The following is a 16,678-nucleotide window of genomic DNA, read 5'->3' as shown; positions in this document are numbered from 1 at the left end:
ACGATTCCTGACTAGAAACTCGAAACCAACGCCGAATCCGATGCAGCGGATACAGGGCGAGATGGTTCTAAGCTCCTGCCATGCGTGTCGATCTGCTCAGCCGCGAGTATCCGCCCGAGGTGTACGGCGGTGCCGGAGTCCATGTCGAGTACCTCGCCGGCGAGCTGCGCAGGCTCGCCGACGTCCGGGTCCGGTGCTTCGGGGCTCGGCGCGACGAGGCCGGCGTGCACGCCTACCGGGTGCCGGGTGGGCTGGAGGCCGCCAACGCGGCGCTCCAGGTGCTCGGGGTCGATTTGGAGATGGCCGCCGGCTGCGAGGGCGCGGACGTGGTGCACAGCCACACCTGGTACGCCAACTTTGCCGGGCAGGTCGCCAAGACGCTGTACGGCACGCCGCACGTCGTGACCACGCACAGCCTGGAGCCGCTCCGGCCGTGGAAGGCCGAGCAGCTCGGCGGCGGGTACGCGCTGTCGTCCTGGGCCGAGCGGACCGCACTGGCCTCGGCCGACGCGGTCATCGCCGTGTCCGAGGGCATGCGCAGGGACGTGCTCACCGTGTATCCCGAAATATCGCCTGATCGGGTACACGTCATTCACAACGGCATCGACACCGTCGAATACGCGCCCTCCCACGGAACCGAGGCGCTGGTCAGGCACGGCATCGACCCCAGCAGGCCGTACGTCGTCTTCGTCGGGCGGATCACCCGGCAGAAGGGCCTGGTCCACCTCCTGCACGCGGCTCGGTCCCTCGACCCGGCCGCCCAGATCGTGCTGTGCGCCGGAGCGCCGGACACCCCCGAGATCGCCGCCGAAGTCGCGGGCCTGGTCGCCGAGCTCGGCCGGGCCAGGAAGGGCGTCATCTGGATCTCCGAGATGTTGCCCAGGCCCGAGGTGATCCAGATCCTCACGCACGCCACCGTCTTCGTGTGCCCCTCGGTCTACGAGCCGATGGGCATCGTCAACCTGGAGGCGATGGCCTGCGAGACCGCCGTCGTGGCGACCGCGACGGGCGGGATCCCCGAGGTCGTGGCCGACGGCGTCACCGGCCTGCTCGTCCCGATCGACCAGGGCGCGGACGGCGAGCCGTACGAGCCGGAGGTGTTCGCCTCCGCCATCGCCGAGCGGGTCGGCGCGCTGCTCGCCGACCGGGACGTCGCCGCCGCGATGGGCGCGGCCGGTCGGCGCAGGGCCGTGGAGCACTTCTCCTGGCGGCGCATCGCCGAGCGGACCCACCGGCTGTACGCCGATCTGGCGGGCACCGGGGCGTGAGCCGGCGGCCGCGCGGCGGTCCGTCACCGGGGACTACGCTGATCCGATGATTGCGATCGACCGGGTCCGCATGGCCTTCACCGACCGGCACGGCGGCGTCAGCGCCGAGCCGTACGGCACCCGCAACCTCGGCGGCGCGGTGGGTGACGACCCCGCGGCCGTCGCCGCCAACCGGGCCGCGACCGCGGCGAAGTTCGGCCTGGACCGGGTCGTTTTCATGCGCCAGGTCCACGGCGCGGACGTCGCCTACGTCACGGCCCCGTTCGGTGACGACCCGCCCGCCCTGGACGCGGTGCTCACCGACCTGCCGGGCCTCGGGATCGCGGTCCTGGTCGCCGACTGCGCCCCCGTCCTGGTCGCCGACCCCGTGGCGGGCATCGTCGGAGGCGCGCACTCCGGCCGCCCGGGGACCGAGGCGGGCGTGGTCCGCGCCCTCGTCGACGCCATGGCGGCGCGCGGCGCCGACCCGGCCAGGATGGTCGCGGCGATCGGGCCCGCCGCCTGCGGCCTCTGCTACGAGGTGCCCGCCGAGCTGCGGGAACGGGTCGCCGCGCGTGTCCCGGAGACGTGGTCCACGACCCGCCAGGGGACACCCGCCCTCGACATCCGCGCGGGCATCGCCGCGCAGCTCGCCCGGGCGGGAGTGGCCGACATCAGGCACGATGGCCGCTGCACGATCGAGACGCCGGATCTCTACTCCTATCGGCGAGACCGCCACACCGGCCGGTTCGCCGGATACGTCTGGCTGAACGGCTAGTTCTCCCGGGTCCGGCGGGCGGCCGTCCCCCGCACCGTCCGCACCGCCGCACCGTCCGCACCGTCCGGGCCGCTCGGGAGCCTCGGGCCGCTCAGGAACTTCTCATCCGTCCTTCACGGAGTGCGGAGAGACGGCTTTTAGCGTCGGGCCCGGAACTCTTCCGCGAGCGAGGGACGATCATGACAGCTCTGCCGGCCATCGCCGGGGACCACACCGCCCGCCCGGCCGGGGGCGACCGCGGCGACCCGCCGTGGGCGCGGCCCGCCCTGCTGGCGCTGCTCGCGGCCACCGCGCTGCTGTACCTCTGGGGGCTCGGCGCCTCCGGCTGGGCGAACGCCTTCTACTCGGCCGCCGTACAGGCGGGAAGCCAGAGCTGGAAGGCGTTCTTCTTCGGCTCGTCCGACGCCGCGAACTTCATCACCGTCGACAAGACGCCCGCCTCCCTCTGGCCGATGACACTGTCGGTCCGGATCTTCGGCCTCAGCTCGTGGAGCGTTCTCGTGCCCCAGGCCCTGATGGGCGTGGCCACGACCGGGGTGCTCTACGCGGCGGTCCGGCGCCGGTGCCATCCGGCCGCGGGGCTGCTCGCGGGTGCGGTGTTCGCGCTCACCCGGTCGCCGCGCTCATGTTCCGCTTCAACAACCCCGACGCCTTGCTGGTGCTGCTGCTGACCCTCTCCACGTACGGGATGCTCCGGGCGCAGGAGCGGGGGAGCACCCGGTGGCTGGTGCTCGCCGGGTCGCTCATCGGATGGGCGTTCCTGGCCAAGATGCTCCAGGCGTTCCTGGTCGTCCCGGGCTTCGCGCTCACCTACCTCGTGACCGCGCCGGTCCCGCTCAGGCGCCGGATCGGGCAGCTCGCGCTCGCCGGGGTGGCGATGGTGGTCAGCGCCGGATGGTGGGTGGCCGCCGTCGCGCTGGTGCCCGAGGACGCCCGGCCGTACGCCGGCGGATCCCAGAACAACAGCGTCATGGAGCTCGCCCTCGGCTACAACGGGCTCGGCCGGATCACCGGAGACGAGGTCGGCGGCCTGGGCAACCTCAACCAGGACTCCGGATGGGGCCGGATGTTCGGCACCGAGATCGGCGGGCAGGTCGCCTGGCTGCTCCCTGCCGCTCTGCTCCTCCTCGCCGCCGGGCTGTGGATCACCCGCCGCGCGCCGCGCACGAATCCGGTACGCGCCGCGTTCCTGCTGTGGGGGAGCTGGCTGGTGGTCACCATCGTGATCTTCAGCCACATGCAGGGGATCTTCCACGCGTACTACACCGTGGCGCTGGCTCCGGCGATCGGCGCGCTGACCGGCATGGGATGCCACGTCCTGTGGCGGCGGCCCGGCGTCCCCGCCTCGGCGGCGCTCGCCGCGGCTGTCGCGGGGACCTCCATGTGGGCGTACACGCTGCTCGGCCGGTCGGCCGAGTTCCTGCCGTGGCTGCGGGGCGTGGTCCTGGTCGTGGGGATCGCCGGAGCGGTGGCCCTGCTCGTCGTCCGCCACGCCGGGCGGTGGCCGGTCGCCCGGCGTGTCCGCCTCGCCGTACCGGCCGCCGCCTTGGCGGTCCTCGCCTCGCTCGCCGGTCCCGCGGCGTACGCGGTGGACACGGCGGGCAGCCCGCACACCGGCGCGATCCCCACGGCGGGGCCCTCGGTCGGCGGCGGCTTCGGCGGGCCCGGGGGTTTCGGCGGACCAGGGCGCTTCGGCGGGGGCAACCCCGGAGGTTTCCGGGGCGGGGGCGGGCTGCTCGCCGCGGCCACCCCGAGCGAGGAGCTCACCGCCGCGCTGCGGGCGGGCGCCTCCGCCTACACCTGGGTCGCCGCGACGGTCGGGTCCAACAACGCGGCGGGATACCAGCTCGCCTCCGGCGAACCGGTGATGGCGGTGGGCGGCTTCAACGGCACCGATCCGGCGCCGAGCCTCGACCAGTTCAAGCGGTACGTCGCCGAGGGCAGGATCCACTACTTCGTCGGCGACGGCATGGGGACCCGCGGAGGCGGCAGCGGCAGCGACTACGCCGAGCGCATCGTCTCGTGGGTGCGGGACACCTACGACGCGACGACGATCGGCGGCACCACGGTCTACGACCTGACCGCGCGCTGATCGGCCTCGGGCGGGGATCCGGGGAACGGCCCGCCCGGTCAGCGGGGCAGGCGGTAGGAGGTCTCCTCGATCAGGTCGCCCAGCAGTCCGGTCAGCTCTGGCCGGTCGCGGAGCAGTTCGTCCAGCCGGAACCGCCACGCCCCGATCTCCTCCGGCACGACGTCCTCCAGTTGGAGGCGCAGCCGGGTCTCGGCCAGCTTCAGCTGGTACATCACGCCGAGGTAGTGCCCGACCATGTCGCCCAGCCACCAGTACGCGTCGGAGGGGGCGGCCCGGACGAAGACGCGAGCGCCCTCCCAGGCGACTCTCGGGCGGTGGATGATGACTGCCATCGCTCCTCCCGGGCGTGATCGTACGCCCGGCCCGCCACCGCGTCCATCGCGTGCGAGGCCGTACATCCGGGCCGAGGGGGGCCGGAGGGGCCGGCCCCGCGCCTCCTTGCACACCGCCTGCAGACGGGTGGCAAGCGGAGGTCAAGGCGCGTGCAGGCGGCGGAGCGTTCACTGAGCTCACGAAGCTCGGAGGCAACGGCCGGTCCGGGCGCCACGAACCTCAGGAGATCACGATGAAGCGCAGCACGCTCGGCCTGGCCGTCTCCGCGATGACCGGCCTCGCTTTCGCCCTCTCCGCCACCGTCGCGGCCACGCCCGCCATGGCCTCAGGAGACTACGGTCCGGACACCTGCATCCAGGGGTACGTGTGGCGGACGGCACGGCCGTCGGACCTCGTCTGCGTCCAGCCCTCCGTCCGCGACCAGACCGCCAAGGACAACCAGGTCAAGGCGTCCCGCTGGACCTCCGGCCCGTTCGGGCCGCACACCTGCGTGACCGGTTTCGTCTGGCGCGAGGCGTTCACCGGGGACGACGTGTGCGTCACCCCCGCGGTCCGCGCCCAGGCGAAGCTCGACAACAGCAAGGCCGCCGACCGCAAGGTCTCCGCCCGTCTGTGGATCAGCCGGTACACCGTGCCGCCGCGCGACAACGGCGACGGCACCTCCACCAGCACCTCGGTCGACGACATTCCGCGGTTCAAGCTCAGCGGCGACCACTACAACGTCGGACAGGTGAAGCTGTACATCCGGTTCGACACCGGTCGCCTGTACTGGAGCGGCGCCGTCACGGCCACCGCGCACAGCGGATTCGCCGGAGGCAGCTTCGGCAAGAACACCGGCGTGTTCGACTGCGCCGCCGCGGGCAAGCCCGCCAACGGCTACGCCCAGGCGTACGACGTGGTCTCCGGCCGCTGGTCGCCCCGCGTCCCGGTCCGGATCGGCTGCTCCGTACTCTGAGCGATCACCGCGCCACCGGACAGGCGCACCCGGACGGACCGCCGCCTCGGCGGCGGTCGCCTTGGTGGCCCGGCGCCGCCGAACGGACGTCCCGGCGGCGCGTGATCCGGCGGCCGACTCAGCGACGGGTGAGACGGCAGGCGTCCTCCCACCGCAGCGGATCGATCGGTGCCTCGTGACGGATCAGGTCGGCACAGTCGCCGATCGTGTCCGTCAGCAGCTTCCTGAGCATCGCGTCCGGATCGGCGACGCACGCCTCCGAGATCCCCCGGACCGAGAGCTGGACCGTGTTCGGCGCCGCGTACCTGCGGAAACCCTTGGCGGAGACCCGCACGCCGCGCCGGAACCTGTAGGCCCAGCGGGCCGCGTCGGGAACCTGCGCCAGAGCGAGCGAGCTCTGCGCGCCGACGCTGCCGTGCGGCCGCCCTTCGAGGCCTGCCAGCACGTGCTCGGCCGAGAGCACGGACACCGCCAGCGCGAGCTGCCGCTCGTGCGACACGACCGGCAGCGCCGAGGTCGCGCACCGCAGCGCGATGCGGGCGTCGATGCGCGGGTCGTCGCCGGTGAGCCCGATCACCGAGGGGATCAGCGGGGCCAGCGAAGGCCGGGCCGCGTCCGTCGTGTGGTCGTTGACCAGACGTGCGAGCCCGGCCAGCAGTGGATGCGTGCAAGCCGGATGATCGCTCCAGCGCTCTCCGGCGAGGAAGGACGCGAGCTCCATGAAGCAGGCGCCCTTACTGGGGTTGCGATGCTTGCCGCGTGACAGCAGCGGCATTGCCGTGGGCATCTGATCGTGCACGAGAAACTCCCACCCGAATCGCCCAACATGTCGCTTTCCAGTGTGCGCCCAGGTGGCCTCATTGAGAAGAACCCGCCCCTCGGCCTCCATGTGACGGCCCGAACGGGCAATGCCCCGGGACACGGACCGGCGCCGGGAACCCCGTATTCCAGGGGATTCCCGCGCCCGCTGCTTTGACGTTGGCAAAGTCGGGTTTCGGCGAAGCCGCCCATCGGAGAGGCCACGGGTCAACGGATTCCGGACGGTGGCACGCCCCGGTGGCGAGTAATCAGCCTCAATGGAGCCCTTTGCCGCTAAAAGGTGACCATCGTGATTTCCGCCCTTTAACGTGAAGCTAGGTCACACGCCGTTTCGGCGTCTTCCCGGGAGACCGATTCGACGCTCCGTCAATCCGCAAGTGCCAGGCCAGGGCCGATTCGCTCGGCGGGCCGGGCAACACCTGCGAACGCGTCCCGCCAACGAGCAGGGCGTGGAACCTCACCACACGGAGTGATTCTCATGCTCAGACAAGTTCTCGCCGCCGGCGCACTCGTAGTCTCCGCCCTCGCGGTCCCGGTCGCCATGCAGGCTCAGCCCGCGAACGCCGGTGTCACGCCGTCCTCGACCGGCGCGGACTCGACGTCGACGTCGGCTACCACGACGGAGTCCTCCAGCTGCCACTGGAGACGCGGCTGCAAGATCTGCCACGGCGAAGTGGTCTACTGCCGTCACCGCCGCCACCACCGCGGTAACGAGAACTTCAACCGCAACGAGAACCGCAACTTCAACCGGAACGAGAACCGGAACATCAACCGCAACGAGAACATCAACCGGAACATCAACCGGAACGGATGACGCCGCCCAGCGGTGAACGGCCGCCCCGTGAGCGCTTCTCACGGGGCGGCCTCCCCATTTCCGTGTCGCACGCCCGCGGTCCTTTCGTTCGGGACACTGGGCTTGTTCGGGACACCGTGCTTGTTCGGGACACCGTGCTTGTTCGGGACACCGTGCGCTGCGGGGCCCTTCGTCCCTGGCCGGCGAAACGAGTGGGCGACTCCACCGGTTCGTACGCCGAAGGCGGGGGAGGTCAGGACGCCAGCCACGCGTCGACGCGGCCGTGCAGGCGCTCCTTGGTCGCGGCGGGTGCGAAGGACGCGTCGATCCCCGCCCGGGCGAGCTCGGCCAGGGTCGGATCGTCGTATCCGAAGGCGTCCCGCACGCGGGTGTACTCCTCCACCAGCGACGTTCCGGCGATGGCCGGGATGTCGGTGTTCAGCGTGACCGCCAACCCCGCCGCGCGCAGCCGCTGCAGCGGGTGGTCCTCGATCGACGGAGCGAACCCGAGGGCGACGTTCGACGACGGGCACACCTCCAGGGGGATCGCCCGCTCGCGCAGTTCGGCGACCAGATCGTCGTCGTCCAGGGCGCGGATGCCGTGTCCGAGCCGCTCCGCGTGGCCGAGCAGGAGAGCCTCACGGATGCTCTCGGGGCCGCGCTCCTCGCCGGCGTGGTGCACGAGATGGACGCCCGAGTCCTTCGCCGCGTCGAGGACCTCGGCGAACGGGGCCAGGGAGTAGGACTCCTCGCCGGCCAGGCCGATGCCGATGACGCCGTCCGAGGCGTACCGCGTGGCGAGCTTGAGCGTGCGCCAGGCCCGGTCGACCGAACGGCGCCGGGAGTGGTCGAGGATCACCCGGCACTCGATGCCGTAGGTCGCCCGGCCCTCTGCCAGGCCCTCCAGGACGGCCTCCAGGGGCATCTCGGGCCGGCCCAGCCGCTCGCCGTGCGACGCCGCCGTGAAGGTGACCTCGGCGTAGCCGGTGCCCTGCGCCGCCTCGTCCTCGCAGAACTCGAGGGCGATCCGCCGGAAGTCCTCCGGCCTGCGCGGGCACTCCCGTACGAGGGAGTTGTAGTCGGCGAACTCACGGAAGCCGGCGAACGCGGGCGGAAGCTCCGGAGCGGTCAGGCCGTTCGCGTCGGCGATCTCCCGGGCGGTCGTCCACCGGACGGTGCTCTCCAGGTGGACGTGCAGATGGGCCTTGGGCAGCCGGGCGATGTCGCGCATTCGCCCGAGGATAGAAGCCGGGCCCGGTGGCGCGCACGCGGTTATTCGCGTGGACCGTTCATCTGACGCCGAGTCGATCCGAACAAACGGTAATCAGCCCCGACCGAGCCCTTTGCCACTTACGGGTGACCACGGGCCGTGGGCCTCCCTACCGTTGGGTTAGGTCGACACGCCGTTTCGGCGTCATCCCGGGAGACCGATTCGACGCTCCGTCCGTCCGTCCGCACCTCAGCTCGCGGCCCCGCCGCGTCGCTCCGCGGACCCGACACCACGAGATCCGGCCCCGCCACCGAGCAGGGGCGGGGAACCGTCACACACGGAGTGATTACATGCTCAGAAACGCACTCGCCACCGGTGCGCTGGTGGCCTCCGCACTCGTCGCTCCTGCCGTCCTCTCAGCTCAGCCGGCGAACGCCGCTGTCTCCACTCAGGCGGCACGCCCCACCTCGACCGCCACGGGTGCAGCGGACGATGGGGACCGCGACCACCGCAGAGACGGCTGGGACCGCGACCACCGTGGCCGCAGAGACGGCTGGGACCGCGACCACCGTCGCCGCAGAGACGGCTGGGACCGCGACCACCGTCGCCGCAGAGACGGCTGGGACCACGACCACCGAGGCCGGGACCACAGAGGCCGCGATCACTGGGATCGGGACCACAGAGGCCGCGACCACTGGGACCGGGACCACGAGCGCGGTCACATGGAGCGCGGCCACAGAGAGCGCGGTCACATGGAGCGCGGCCACATGGAGCGCGGCCGTGAGCGCGGTCACATGGAGCGCGGCCGCCAGTAGTACGAGAGGCGGTGAGTTCCAGGGAGTGTCGGACACGCCCTAGGACGATCCGCCGCTCAGGCTAGATCCGGCGCGATCTGGCAGATCCGTGTCATCGCCTCGCGGGGACGCCCGCGAGGCGATGACGTGTCTCGGAGGACGTCATCGAATGAGAGGTCGTCGAACGCCGGGGGCGAGCCCTCCCCGGCCCGAGGGGGCGGGGGAGAGGGCGGCGTGGCGAGGTCGATCAGCCGCCGCTCTTGCGGCGGAACGAGCGCCGGCCGCCGGCGGGGCCGTGCGCGGCGTTGACCTTCGACGGGTCCTTGCCGGTGCCCGCGGCGTTCCGCTCGGCCTGGGTGCGCTTCTTACGCTCGAGGGCCTCGCGGAACTTGCGCTTCATCTCGTCTTCGGGGGCGTCGTGCTCCGGTTCGGCGGCAGTCATGCGGACCTCCTAAGGGGTGCATGCGCGCGGCTGTCAAGACCGGGCGCGGTTCACGCTCACCCTACCGCCATGCTCAGCCCGTTGATCCAATGGGACGGAGCCGCCCGAAAGGCGGGCATGCGCGAGGGGGACATCGGACCATCGCGACTCGGATCCGGCGTCGTTTCAGAGGTGGAGACGGGATTTGAACCCGTGTGGACGGCTTTGCAGGCCGCTGCCTCGCCTCTCGGCCACTCCACCGAGAGAGGCCCGTATCGGAGACCTCGCAGAGCGGAAGACGGGATTCGAACCCGCGACCCTCACCTTGGCAAGGTGATGCTCTACCACTGAGCCACTTCCGCGTCCGCCTCACGGCGTTGTCGCAACTGTACCGGGTTTCCGGCGTGCGTGCGTAACGCACACCGGCACTCACATCGGCTTGGTGGCCCGGTTGCGGAACGCCCGGGCGGCGCCCCGCTCGATCGCCGGCAGCATCAGGAAGATCTCCAGGATCCTGGTCAGCCGGTGCACCTCGATGCGGTGGAAGTCCGGTCCCTCCGCGCGGGCCAGCACGAGCGTGAGCGCCAGCGGCGGCAGGGGAGCGGTGATCAGGTGCAGTCCCGACGGCAGCGTGCTCGCCGTCGGGCGCGTCGGAGTCTCCTCGGGGAACGGAATGTCCTCCGGAGCCCGCCAGCTGGAATGGACGACCTTCCGGGGGACGGTCTCCGTCCCCGCGGCGGCCCAGTCGGCGCTGAACAGCACCGGCATGGAGTCGATCAGCGTGGCGAGGGCCCGGTCTCCCGCCGTCGTGAGGAACCTGAGGATCTCCAGCTCGGGAAAGGTCCCCGGAGCCTCCCTGGTCGTCCAGACACCCTCCACCCGGACGCCGGGAAGGCTCTCCAGGCTCTCCGCGAGTTGCTCACGCGGAGCCGCGTCCGGCCAGTAGACCGTGAAGTCGTCCACGGCCCGCCCCTCGCCCCGGTCGAGAACGGTGACCTGGGTGATGTCCGCCCCCGCCGCGCCCAGCGCGCGGGTCACCTGCCCGAGGGCGCCCGGGCGGTCCGGGAGCGCGATTCTCAGTCGCAAGAGCATGCACGACCTCCTCGCCTCGACGTGACCAGGGTATCCACGGCCGATTCGCGTCGTCCATGATCTTGTACTTTTCACACCCGGCGGGCGGCGACAATGAACCCATGAAAATCGGGACGTTCGAGGTGTGGCCTCCGGTGGTGCTGGCCCCGATGGCGGGGATCACCAACATCGGCTTCCGCACGCTCTGCCGCGAGCAGGGCGGCGGCCTGTTCGTCTCCGAGATGATCACTTCGCGGGCGCTGGTGGAACGGGTGCCGCTGACGTTCCAGATGATCCGCTTCGGTGCGGAGGAGCACCCGCGCAGCATCCAGCTCTACGGCGTCGACCCGGCCATCATCGGCAAGGCCGCCCGGATGATCGCCGAAGAGGACCTGGCCGACCACATCGACCTGAACTTCGGCTGTCCCGTGCCCAAGGTGACCAGGCGGGGCGGCGGCTCGGCGCTGCCGTACAAGCGGAACCTGCTGCGGGCCATCCTCCGGGAGGCGGTGAAGAACGCCGGGCCGCTGCCGGTGACGATCAAGATGCGCAAGGGCATCGACGACGATCACCTGACCTACCTCGACGCGGGCCGGATCGCGGCGGAGGAGGGCATCGCGGCGGTCGCCCTCCACGCGCGTACGGCGAAGCAGCACTACGGCGGCTCCGCCGACTGGGACGCCGTCAAGCGACTCAAGGACGCGGTGCCCGAGATCCCCGTGCTGGGCAACGGGGACATCTGGACGGCGGACGACGCCCTGCGCATGGTGGCGGAGACCGGCTGCGACGGCGTCGTGGTCGGCCGCGGCTGCCTCGGCAGGCCGTGGTTGTTCCGCGACCTGGACCTCGCCTTCCAGGGGTCGGCGGAGCGGACCCGGCCGTCGCTCGGCGAGGTCGCGGCCATGATGATCCGTCACGCCGAGCTGCTGTGCGAGGTCATCGGCAGCGAGTCGCACGGGCTGGCCGACTTCCGCAAGCACGTGGGGTGGTACCTCAAGGGCTTCGTGATCGGCGCCGACACGCGGCGCGCGCTCACCACCGTGTCGAGTCTCGCCGAGCTGCGCGAGCGGGCCGCCGAGTTGGACCCCGGCCGGCCGTGGCCGGCCGAGGCGGACGGCCCGCGCGGAAAGAGCGGCGAGCGGAACAAGGTCATGCTGCCGCACGGCTGGCTCGACGACCCCGACGAGATGGCCGTCCCCGGCGCGGACGCCGAGGACGCCACCTCGGGCGGGTGACTCAGTCCCTCAGAGGCGGGCCATGCCGGTGACATGGAGCACGGCGTGGCCCTCCTCGTCGGAGGCGGCGAGGTCCACCTGCGCGGTGATCCCCCAGTCGAGGTGGCCGGCCGGGTCCTCGATGACCTGGCGGACCCGCCACAGCTCCTTCTCCTCCTCGATCTGGAGCAGCGCGGGACCGCGGGCGGACGGACCGGTGCCGATCTCGTCGTGCTCCTCGTAGTACGCGTCGAGCGCCTCGGCCCAGTCCACCTCGGACGCCAGCTCGACCAGCTCCTCCTCGCGGTCCAGGGCGGCGAGCTCGACCATGCGGAACATCGCGTTGCGTACCAGCACCCGGAACGCCCGCGCGTTGGCCGTGACCGGCCTGATCCTGGACTCCAGCTCGGTCTCGGCCTCGAGAGCCTCCGAAGGGTTGGCCAGCTTCTCCCACTCGTCGATCAGACTGGAGTCCACCTGGCGGACCAGCTCGCCGAGCCACTCGATCAAGTCGATCAGGTCGTCGGTCTTGAGGTGCTCCGGCACGGTCTTCGACAGCGTCCGGTAGGCGTCGGCGAGGTACCGCAGGACCGTGCCCTCCGACCGGGCCAGCTCGTAGAACTGGATGTAGTCGGTGAAGGTCATCGCGCGCTCGTACATGTCCCGCACGATCGTCTTGGGACTGACCGTGTGGTCGCCGACCCACGGATGGCCGCGCCGGTAGGTCTCGTACGCGCCGAACAGCAGGTCGGCGAGCGGCATCGGGTAGGTGATCTCGGCGAGGCGCTCCATGCGCTCCTCGTACTCGACGCCGTCGGCCTTCATCTGGGCGACGGCCTCGCCACGCGCCTTGTTGAGCTGCGCGTGCAGGATCTGGCGCGGATCGTCCAGCGTCGACTCGATGATCGAGACGATGTCGAGCGCGTACGTCGGCGACTCGGGGTTGAGCAGCTCGAACGCCGCGAGCGCGAAAGTGGACAGCGCCTGGTTGAGCGCGAAGTCCTCCTGGAGGTCCACGGTGAGGCGGGCCCTGCGGCCGTGCTCGTCCGGTTCCTTGAGCGTCTCGACGATGCCGCCGGCGAGCAGCGAGCGGTAGATCGCGATCGCGTGGCTGATGTGCCGCCGCTGCGCCTTGCGATCCTCGTGGTTGTCGGTGAGCAGCCGCTTCATCGCCTGGAAGCAGTCGCCCGGCCGGTTGATCACCGACAGCAGCATCGCGTTGCTGACTTTGAACCGGGAGGTCAGCGGCTCGGGCTCGGCCGTCTGCAGCTTCTCGAAGGTCTCCTCGCTCCAGCCGACGAAACCCTCCGGGGGCTTCTTGCGGGCGTAGCCGCGCCTCCGCTTGGGGTCGTCGCCGATCTTGGCCAGGGCCCTCTCGTTCTCGATCACGTGGTCCGGCGCCTGGCACACGACGTAGCCGACGGTGTCGAACCCGGCCCGGCCGGCGCGTCCGGCGATCTGGTGGAACTCGCGGGCGCGCAGTCTGCGCACCCGGTTGCCGTCGAACTTCGACAGGGCGGTGAACAACACCGTGCGGATCGGCACGTTGACCCCCACGCCCAGCGTGTCGGTGCCGCAGATGACCTTGAGCAGGCCCGCCTGCGCGAGCCGTTCCACCAGGCGGCGGTATTTCGGGAGCATCCCGGCGTGGTGCACGCCGATGCCGTGCCGTACGAGGCGGGAGAGGGCTCGCCCGAAGCGCGTGGTGAACCGGAAGTTGCCGATGAGCGCGGCGATGGCCTCCTTCTCGGCCTTCGAGCACATGTTGATGCTCATCAGGGACTGGGCCCGCTCCATCGCGGCCGCCTGGGTGAAGTGCACGACGTAGACCGGGGCCTGCTGCGTCGACAGCAGCTCCTCCAGGGTCTCGTGCAGCGGCGTCACCCGGTAGGAGTAGAGCAGCGGCACCGGCCGCTCGGCGTTCTTCACGACGGCGGTGGGGCGTCCCGTCCGGCGGGTGAGGTCCTTCTCGAACCGCTCGACGTCTCCCAGCGTGGCCGACATCAGCACGAACTGGGCCTGAGGCAGCTCCAGCAGCGGCACCTGCCAGGCCCAGCCGCGGTCAGGCTCGGCGTAGAAGTGGAACTCGTCCATGATGACGGTGCCGACGTCGGCGTCCGCGCCGTCCCTCAGCGCCATCTGGGCGAGGATCTCCGCGGTGCAGCAGATGATCGGGGCGTCGGAGTTGACCGAGGCGTCACCGGTCATCATCCCGACGTTCTCGGTGCCGAAGATCGCGCACAGGTCGAAGAACTTCTCCGACACCAGCGCCTTGATCGGCGCGGTGTAGAAGCTCACCTCGTCCCTCGCGAGGGCCGCGAAGTGGGCTCCGGCGGCGACCAGGCTCTTGCCCGACCCGGTCGGGGTGGCCAGGATCACGTTGTTGCCGGAGACGACCTCGATCAGCGCCTCCTCCTGCGCCGGGTACAGCGTGAGCCCCCGCTCGGTGTTCCAGGCGCTGAACGCCTCGTAGAGCGAGTCGGCGTCACTGTCGGCCGGAAGGCGCCCGATGAGATTCATGCTGGTTATCAAATCACCTTAAGTCTGGAGATATCCGTCTCCAAGTGGGAGCGGAAACGCCGCACGGCCGTCGTGCGGCGTCTGCTAAGTTACCGGCTCCCCGGAGATGGCCACGCTGACACATGCGGACCGATGGTCCCCCGCCGCCGGGCCGGCGGAGAGCCGAAACCGTCGAAGGGGTTTCGAGTCCCCGGGGTCTTGCGCCATCGCGCCTGTACGGCTGTCGCAGCCGGACACGGCGGCCCGACCGGCGGGTTCGTGGGGGACGAAGCTTCTCTCCCCCGGTAGAAGGAACCCCAACCTGAACGCCTTTCGGTGAACGGCCATCCGCCTCGAGGTCCGTTACTGTCAGCGACTGTTCCATCACAGACCCCCCGAAGGGAACTGGTACGTTGACCGTGACAATTGAGAGCTTGGACAGGCGGGTCACCGTGCTCGAAGGACAGGTGAAGACCGTGAGTCACTTCGCCGGGCTGGCGCAGCGGCGTTACGAGGCCACCGCGGAATGCGTCGGCTTCGTGCAGATCGAGATCAAGGAACTGCGCACAGAGATGAACGAGCGGTTCGACGCGCTCGGCACGCGCGTCGGCAGGCTCGAGGAGCGGATGGACCGCTTTGAAGAGCGGATGGATCGCTTTGAAGAGCGGATGGATCGCTTCGACGAGCGACTCACCAACGTCGAGAACCGCCTCACCAACGTCGAGAACCGGCTCGCGAAGGTCGAGAACCGGCTCGCGAAGGTCGAGCATCGCCTGGACGGGGTCGAGGTGATCCTGAAGTCGCATGGCGAGATGCTGCAGGAGATCCTCCGCAGGCTTCCGCCCGCCGCCTGACCGGGCCGGCCGGGAACCGGACCCCGGCTTCAGAGCCCGAGATCCTCGATCTCCTTGAGCAGCGCCGACCGGGAGTCGCCCGTGGCCGTGGTCCCCGTGGACTTGGGCGACCGGCTCTCCCGGTCGGGGGAGACGGCGGGCCGGCGGTCACGGAACAGATAGCCGCCGGCGATGCCGCCCACGAATCCGAACAGGTGCGCCTGCCAGCCGATCCCCTCGGCCGGCAGGAGCCCGGTGAACTGGTAGGCGAAACACAGCCCCATGACCACGCCGATCACGATGTCGATCAGGTGCCGGTCGAACGCCCCGCGTACCAGGATGTATCCGAAGTAGCCGAACACCAGCCCGCTCGCCCCGGCTCCTACGGTCGAGGGGGCGGCGGTGAACCAGGCGCCGAGCCCGCTCGCGACGGCGATCAGGGCGGTCACCCCCAGAAACTTCTTCACCCCTCGATATGCCGCGAGGAATCCGAAGATGAACAGGGGGCCGGAGTTGCCCTCGATGTGGGCCCAGCTCCAGTGCAGGAACGGAGCGGAGACGATGCCGGGCAGCCCGTCCAGCTCCCAGGACCTGATCCCGTAGCTGTAACTGAGCCCGTAGTCACCGGCCCAGTTCACGACCTGGATGACCCAGATGAGGCCGAGGAAACCGACCATGACCCAGAACGCCTTCCGGGCCTCGGCGATCATGATTTCCGCGGTGCGGCCGTCGCTCAACGAACCTCCCCGTCCGCTGGATGCTGCAGCCGAAAGATATCTCCCGCCGCGGGCGATCGCCACCGCTCCGGCTCTGATGACGGTCAGGGGGACGGTCCAGGCGGCGCGGTCCGGATGACGGGCCTCCCCGGACGGCACGCGTGGCACCGCCTCCGCGGCCGGCTCAGGCAAATGGTGTCGAGACAAGGATGCGGACGGTCCGGAGCGGCCGGCGGGCCGGGCCGCCCCCGGCCGGCCGGTGCTGGTTCGGTCAGGCCCGTTCGATGACGATGACGGGGATCTCCCGCGCGGTCTTCCGCTGGTAATCGTCGTAGGCGGGCCAGGTGGCGGTCATCGCCCGCCACATGTCCGGCTTCTCCTCGGGCGTCGCCGTACGCGCGACGGCGGCGAACCTTTCTCCCCTGACCTGGAACTCCACGTTGGGGTCGGCCTCCAGGTTCCGATACCAGAGCGGTGGCTCGTCGGCCCCGCCCTTTGACGCCACCACCAGGTAGGCGTCGCCGTACTTCTGGTAGATGAGCGGGGTGCTGCGCCTGATCCCCGACTTGCGGCCGGTCGTCGTGAGGATCGCGACCGTCGTCCCCTGCCAGTCGTGGCCTTCCGCGCCGTCGGTCTCGACGTAGCGCTTTACGTGTTCGACGCCGAAGAGCATGCCGTCCTCCTGTTGTGGCTGGATACCGAGTCGATCCGCGCGCTGACCCGTGGCGACGCCGTTCTGGATCCTCCGCGATCCTCCGGCGCCATCCGGTGACAGTCACGATCCGCGCGCATGGGTGACGCACGATCATGAAAGCGCTCCGCCGCCGAACGGGGCGGCGGGGCGCGACCATGCGTGCGGGCCGAGCCCTTGGCCGGCGACCGATCGACGGGGGAACCATACTT

The 16,678-nt window shown here is 70.6% G+C and carries 16 protein-coding genes, 2 tRNA genes and 1 pseudogene; 9 read left to right on the top strand and 10 right to left on the bottom strand.

All coding sequences use genetic code 11. The annotated features are described in order from the left end of the window. Positions 1–80: 80 nt before the first annotated feature. From glgA to AB0I59_RS42185, 4 genes and pseudogenes are all read left to right on the top strand, one after another. Entirely contained in the window at positions 81–1,268 is a 1,188-nt protein-coding gene (gene glgA, locus AB0I59_RS34515; RefSeq protein WP_358139627.1) for a glycogen synthase, read from the top strand. 46 nt (positions 1,269–1,314) lie between these two features. Next, on the top strand, positions 1,315–2,025 hold the full coding sequence (gene pgeF / locus AB0I59_RS34510) for a peptidoglycan editing factor PgeF (RefSeq protein WP_358139624.1): 711 nt from the start codon (positions 1,315–1,317) through the stop codon (positions 2,023–2,025). A 179-nt stretch (positions 2,026–2,204) separates the two neighbouring features. Further along, positions 2,205–2,863 (top strand): annotated as a pseudogene (locus tag AB0I59_RS42190) (glycosyltransferase family 39 protein); the annotation flags it as partial. A gap of 39 nt (positions 2,864–2,902) precedes the next feature. Then, positions 2,903–4,117, top strand: coding sequence for a mannosyltransferase YkcB-related protein (locus AB0I59_RS42185; RefSeq protein ID WP_435831157.1), 1,215 nt, complete (start codon positions 2,903–2,905; stop codon positions 4,115–4,117). 38 nt (positions 4,118–4,155) lie between these two features. On the opposite strand, the gene AB0I59_RS34500 is transcribed toward AB0I59_RS42185, so the two are convergent. Continuing rightward, positions 4,156–4,449 (bottom strand): hypothetical protein, encoded by a 294-nt coding sequence (locus AB0I59_RS34500; RefSeq protein ID WP_061257022.1) that lies wholly within the window; start codon positions 4,447–4,449, stop codon positions 4,156–4,158. A gap of 233 nt (positions 4,450–4,682) precedes the next feature. On the opposite strand from AB0I59_RS34500, the gene AB0I59_RS34495 reads away from it, so the two are divergent. Next, positions 4,683–5,405: a hypothetical protein gene (locus AB0I59_RS34495; RefSeq protein WP_061257025.1), complete on the top strand. Its 723-nt coding sequence runs from the start codon at positions 4,683–4,685 to the stop codon at positions 5,403–5,405. A 118-nt stretch (positions 5,406–5,523) separates the two neighbouring features. Here AB0I59_RS34495 and AB0I59_RS34490 read toward each other — a convergent pair whose 3' ends face one another. Then, entirely contained in the window at positions 5,524–6,204 is a 681-nt protein-coding gene (locus tag AB0I59_RS34490; RefSeq protein ID WP_358139620.1) for a hypothetical protein, read from the bottom strand. Between the two features lie 498 nt (positions 6,205–6,702). Here AB0I59_RS34490 and AB0I59_RS34485 point away from each other — a divergent pair, with 498 nt between their 5' ends. Continuing rightward, positions 6,703–7,038, top strand: a complete 336-nt coding sequence (locus AB0I59_RS34485) for a hypothetical protein (protein WP_358139617.1) — start codon at positions 6,703–6,705, stop codon at positions 7,036–7,038. Positions 7,039–7,270: 232 nt separating this feature from the next. Here the strand turns inward: AB0I59_RS34485 and add are convergent, their stop codons facing one another. Next, complete coding sequence (add, locus tag AB0I59_RS34480; RefSeq protein ID WP_358139614.1) at positions 7,271–8,248, bottom strand: adenosine deaminase; 978 nt, start codon at positions 8,246–8,248, stop codon at positions 7,271–7,273. Positions 8,249–8,577: 329 nt separating this feature from the next. On the opposite strand from add, the gene AB0I59_RS34475 reads away from it, so the two are divergent. Beyond that, positions 8,578–9,042, top strand: coding sequence for a hypothetical protein (locus AB0I59_RS34475; RefSeq protein ID WP_358139611.1), 465 nt, complete (start codon positions 8,578–8,580; stop codon positions 9,040–9,042). Between the two features lie 226 nt (positions 9,043–9,268). On the opposite strand, the gene AB0I59_RS34470 is transcribed toward AB0I59_RS34475, so the two are convergent. From AB0I59_RS34470 to AB0I59_RS34455, 4 genes are all read right to left on the bottom strand, one after another. Next, positions 9,269–9,463 (bottom strand): DUF5302 domain-containing protein, encoded by a 195-nt coding sequence (locus AB0I59_RS34470; RefSeq protein WP_061257032.1) that lies wholly within the window; start codon positions 9,461–9,463, stop codon positions 9,269–9,271. A 169-nt stretch (positions 9,464–9,632) separates the two neighbouring features. Then, positions 9,633–9,703 (bottom strand) — tRNA-Cys (locus AB0I59_RS34465). A gap of 29 nt (positions 9,704–9,732) precedes the next feature. Next, positions 9,733–9,804: transfer RNA gene (locus tag AB0I59_RS34460), tRNA-Gly, on the bottom strand. A gap of 67 nt (positions 9,805–9,871) precedes the next feature. After that, positions 9,872–10,534 carry an ACT domain-containing protein gene (locus tag AB0I59_RS34455; RefSeq protein ID WP_358139608.1) on the bottom strand — a complete coding sequence of 221 codons (663 nt, stop codon included), beginning with the start codon at positions 10,532–10,534 and terminating at the stop codon, positions 9,872–9,874. A 101-nt stretch (positions 10,535–10,635) separates the two neighbouring features. Between AB0I59_RS34455 and dusB the strand changes: the two genes are divergently transcribed. Further along, positions 10,636–11,748, top strand: coding sequence for a tRNA dihydrouridine synthase DusB (gene dusB / locus AB0I59_RS34450; RefSeq protein ID WP_358139605.1), 1,113 nt, complete (start codon positions 10,636–10,638; stop codon positions 11,746–11,748). Positions 11,749–11,757: 9 nt separating this feature from the next. Here dusB and AB0I59_RS34445 read toward each other — a convergent pair whose 3' ends face one another. After that, positions 11,758–14,247: a DEAD/DEAH box helicase gene (locus AB0I59_RS34445; RefSeq protein ID WP_358139602.1), complete on the bottom strand. Its 2,490-nt coding sequence runs from the start codon at positions 14,245–14,247 to the stop codon at positions 11,758–11,760. 413 nt (positions 14,248–14,660) lie between these two features. Here AB0I59_RS34445 and AB0I59_RS34440 point away from each other — a divergent pair, with 413 nt between their 5' ends. Beyond that, a complete protein-coding gene (locus tag AB0I59_RS34440; protein ID WP_358139599.1) occupies positions 14,661–15,080 on the top strand; it encodes a hypothetical protein in 420 nt (139 codons plus the stop codon). Positions 15,081–15,109: 29 nt separating this feature from the next. Here AB0I59_RS34440 and AB0I59_RS34435 read toward each other — a convergent pair whose 3' ends face one another. Both AB0I59_RS34435 and AB0I59_RS34430 read right to left on the bottom strand, forming a co-directional pair. Continuing rightward, on the bottom strand, positions 15,110–15,796 hold the full coding sequence (locus AB0I59_RS34435) for a rhomboid family intramembrane serine protease (protein WP_228647835.1): 687 nt from the start codon (positions 15,794–15,796) through the stop codon (positions 15,110–15,112). A gap of 250 nt (positions 15,797–16,046) precedes the next feature. Further along, positions 16,047–16,448 (bottom strand): nitroreductase family deazaflavin-dependent oxidoreductase, encoded by a 402-nt coding sequence (locus AB0I59_RS34430; RefSeq protein ID WP_061257040.1) that lies wholly within the window; start codon positions 16,446–16,448, stop codon positions 16,047–16,049. Positions 16,449–16,678 lie beyond the last annotated feature (230 nt).

Origin of the sequence: Microtetraspora glauca (assembly GCF_040656155.1) — a bacterium.
Classification (GTDB): domain Bacteria; phylum Actinomycetota; class Actinomycetes; order Streptosporangiales; family Streptosporangiaceae; genus Microtetraspora; species Microtetraspora glauca.
This window is presented reverse-complemented; position numbering and strand designations above follow the sequence as displayed.

Bases quoted from the DNA above. Each gene is read 5' to 3' on its own strand.
- glgA (WP_358139627.1), top strand. From the start codon at position 81: ATGCGTGTCGATCTGCTCAGCCGCGAGTATCCGCCCGAGGTGTACGGC.
- pgeF (WP_358139624.1), top strand. From the start codon at position 1,315: ATGATTGCGATCGACCGGGTCCGCATGGCCTTCACCGACCGGCACGGC.
- AB0I59_RS42185 (WP_435831157.1), top strand. From the start codon at position 2,903: ATGGTGGTCAGCGCCGGATGGTGGGTGGCCGCCGTCGCGCTGGTGCCC.
- AB0I59_RS34500 (WP_061257022.1), bottom strand. From the start codon at position 4,449: ATGGCAGTCATCATCCACCGCCCGAGAGTCGCCTGGGAGGGCGCTCGC.
- AB0I59_RS34495 (WP_061257025.1), top strand. From the start codon at position 4,683: ATGAAGCGCAGCACGCTCGGCCTGGCCGTCTCCGCGATGACCGGCCTC.
- AB0I59_RS34485 (WP_358139617.1), top strand. From the start codon at position 6,703: ATGCTCAGACAAGTTCTCGCCGCCGGCGCACTCGTAGTCTCCGCCCTC.
- add (WP_358139614.1), bottom strand. From the start codon at position 8,248: ATGCGCGACATCGCCCGGCTGCCCAAGGCCCATCTGCACGTCCACCTG.
- AB0I59_RS34475 (WP_358139611.1), top strand. From the start codon at position 8,578: ATGCTCAGAAACGCACTCGCCACCGGTGCGCTGGTGGCCTCCGCACTC.
- AB0I59_RS34470 (WP_061257032.1), bottom strand. From the start codon at position 9,463: ATGACTGCCGCCGAACCGGAGCACGACGCCCCCGAAGACGAGATGAAG.
- AB0I59_RS34455 (WP_358139608.1), bottom strand. From the start codon at position 10,534: ATGCTCTTGCGACTGAGAATCGCGCTCCCGGACCGCCCGGGCGCCCTC.
- dusB (WP_358139605.1), top strand. From the start codon at position 10,636: ATGAAAATCGGGACGTTCGAGGTGTGGCCTCCGGTGGTGCTGGCCCCG.
- AB0I59_RS34445 (WP_358139602.1), bottom strand. From the start codon at position 14,247: ATGAATCTCATCGGGCGCCTTCCGGCCGACAGTGACGCCGACTCGCTC.
- AB0I59_RS34430 (WP_061257040.1), bottom strand. From the start codon at position 16,448: ATGCTCTTCGGCGTCGAACACGTAAAGCGCTACGTCGAGACCGACGGC.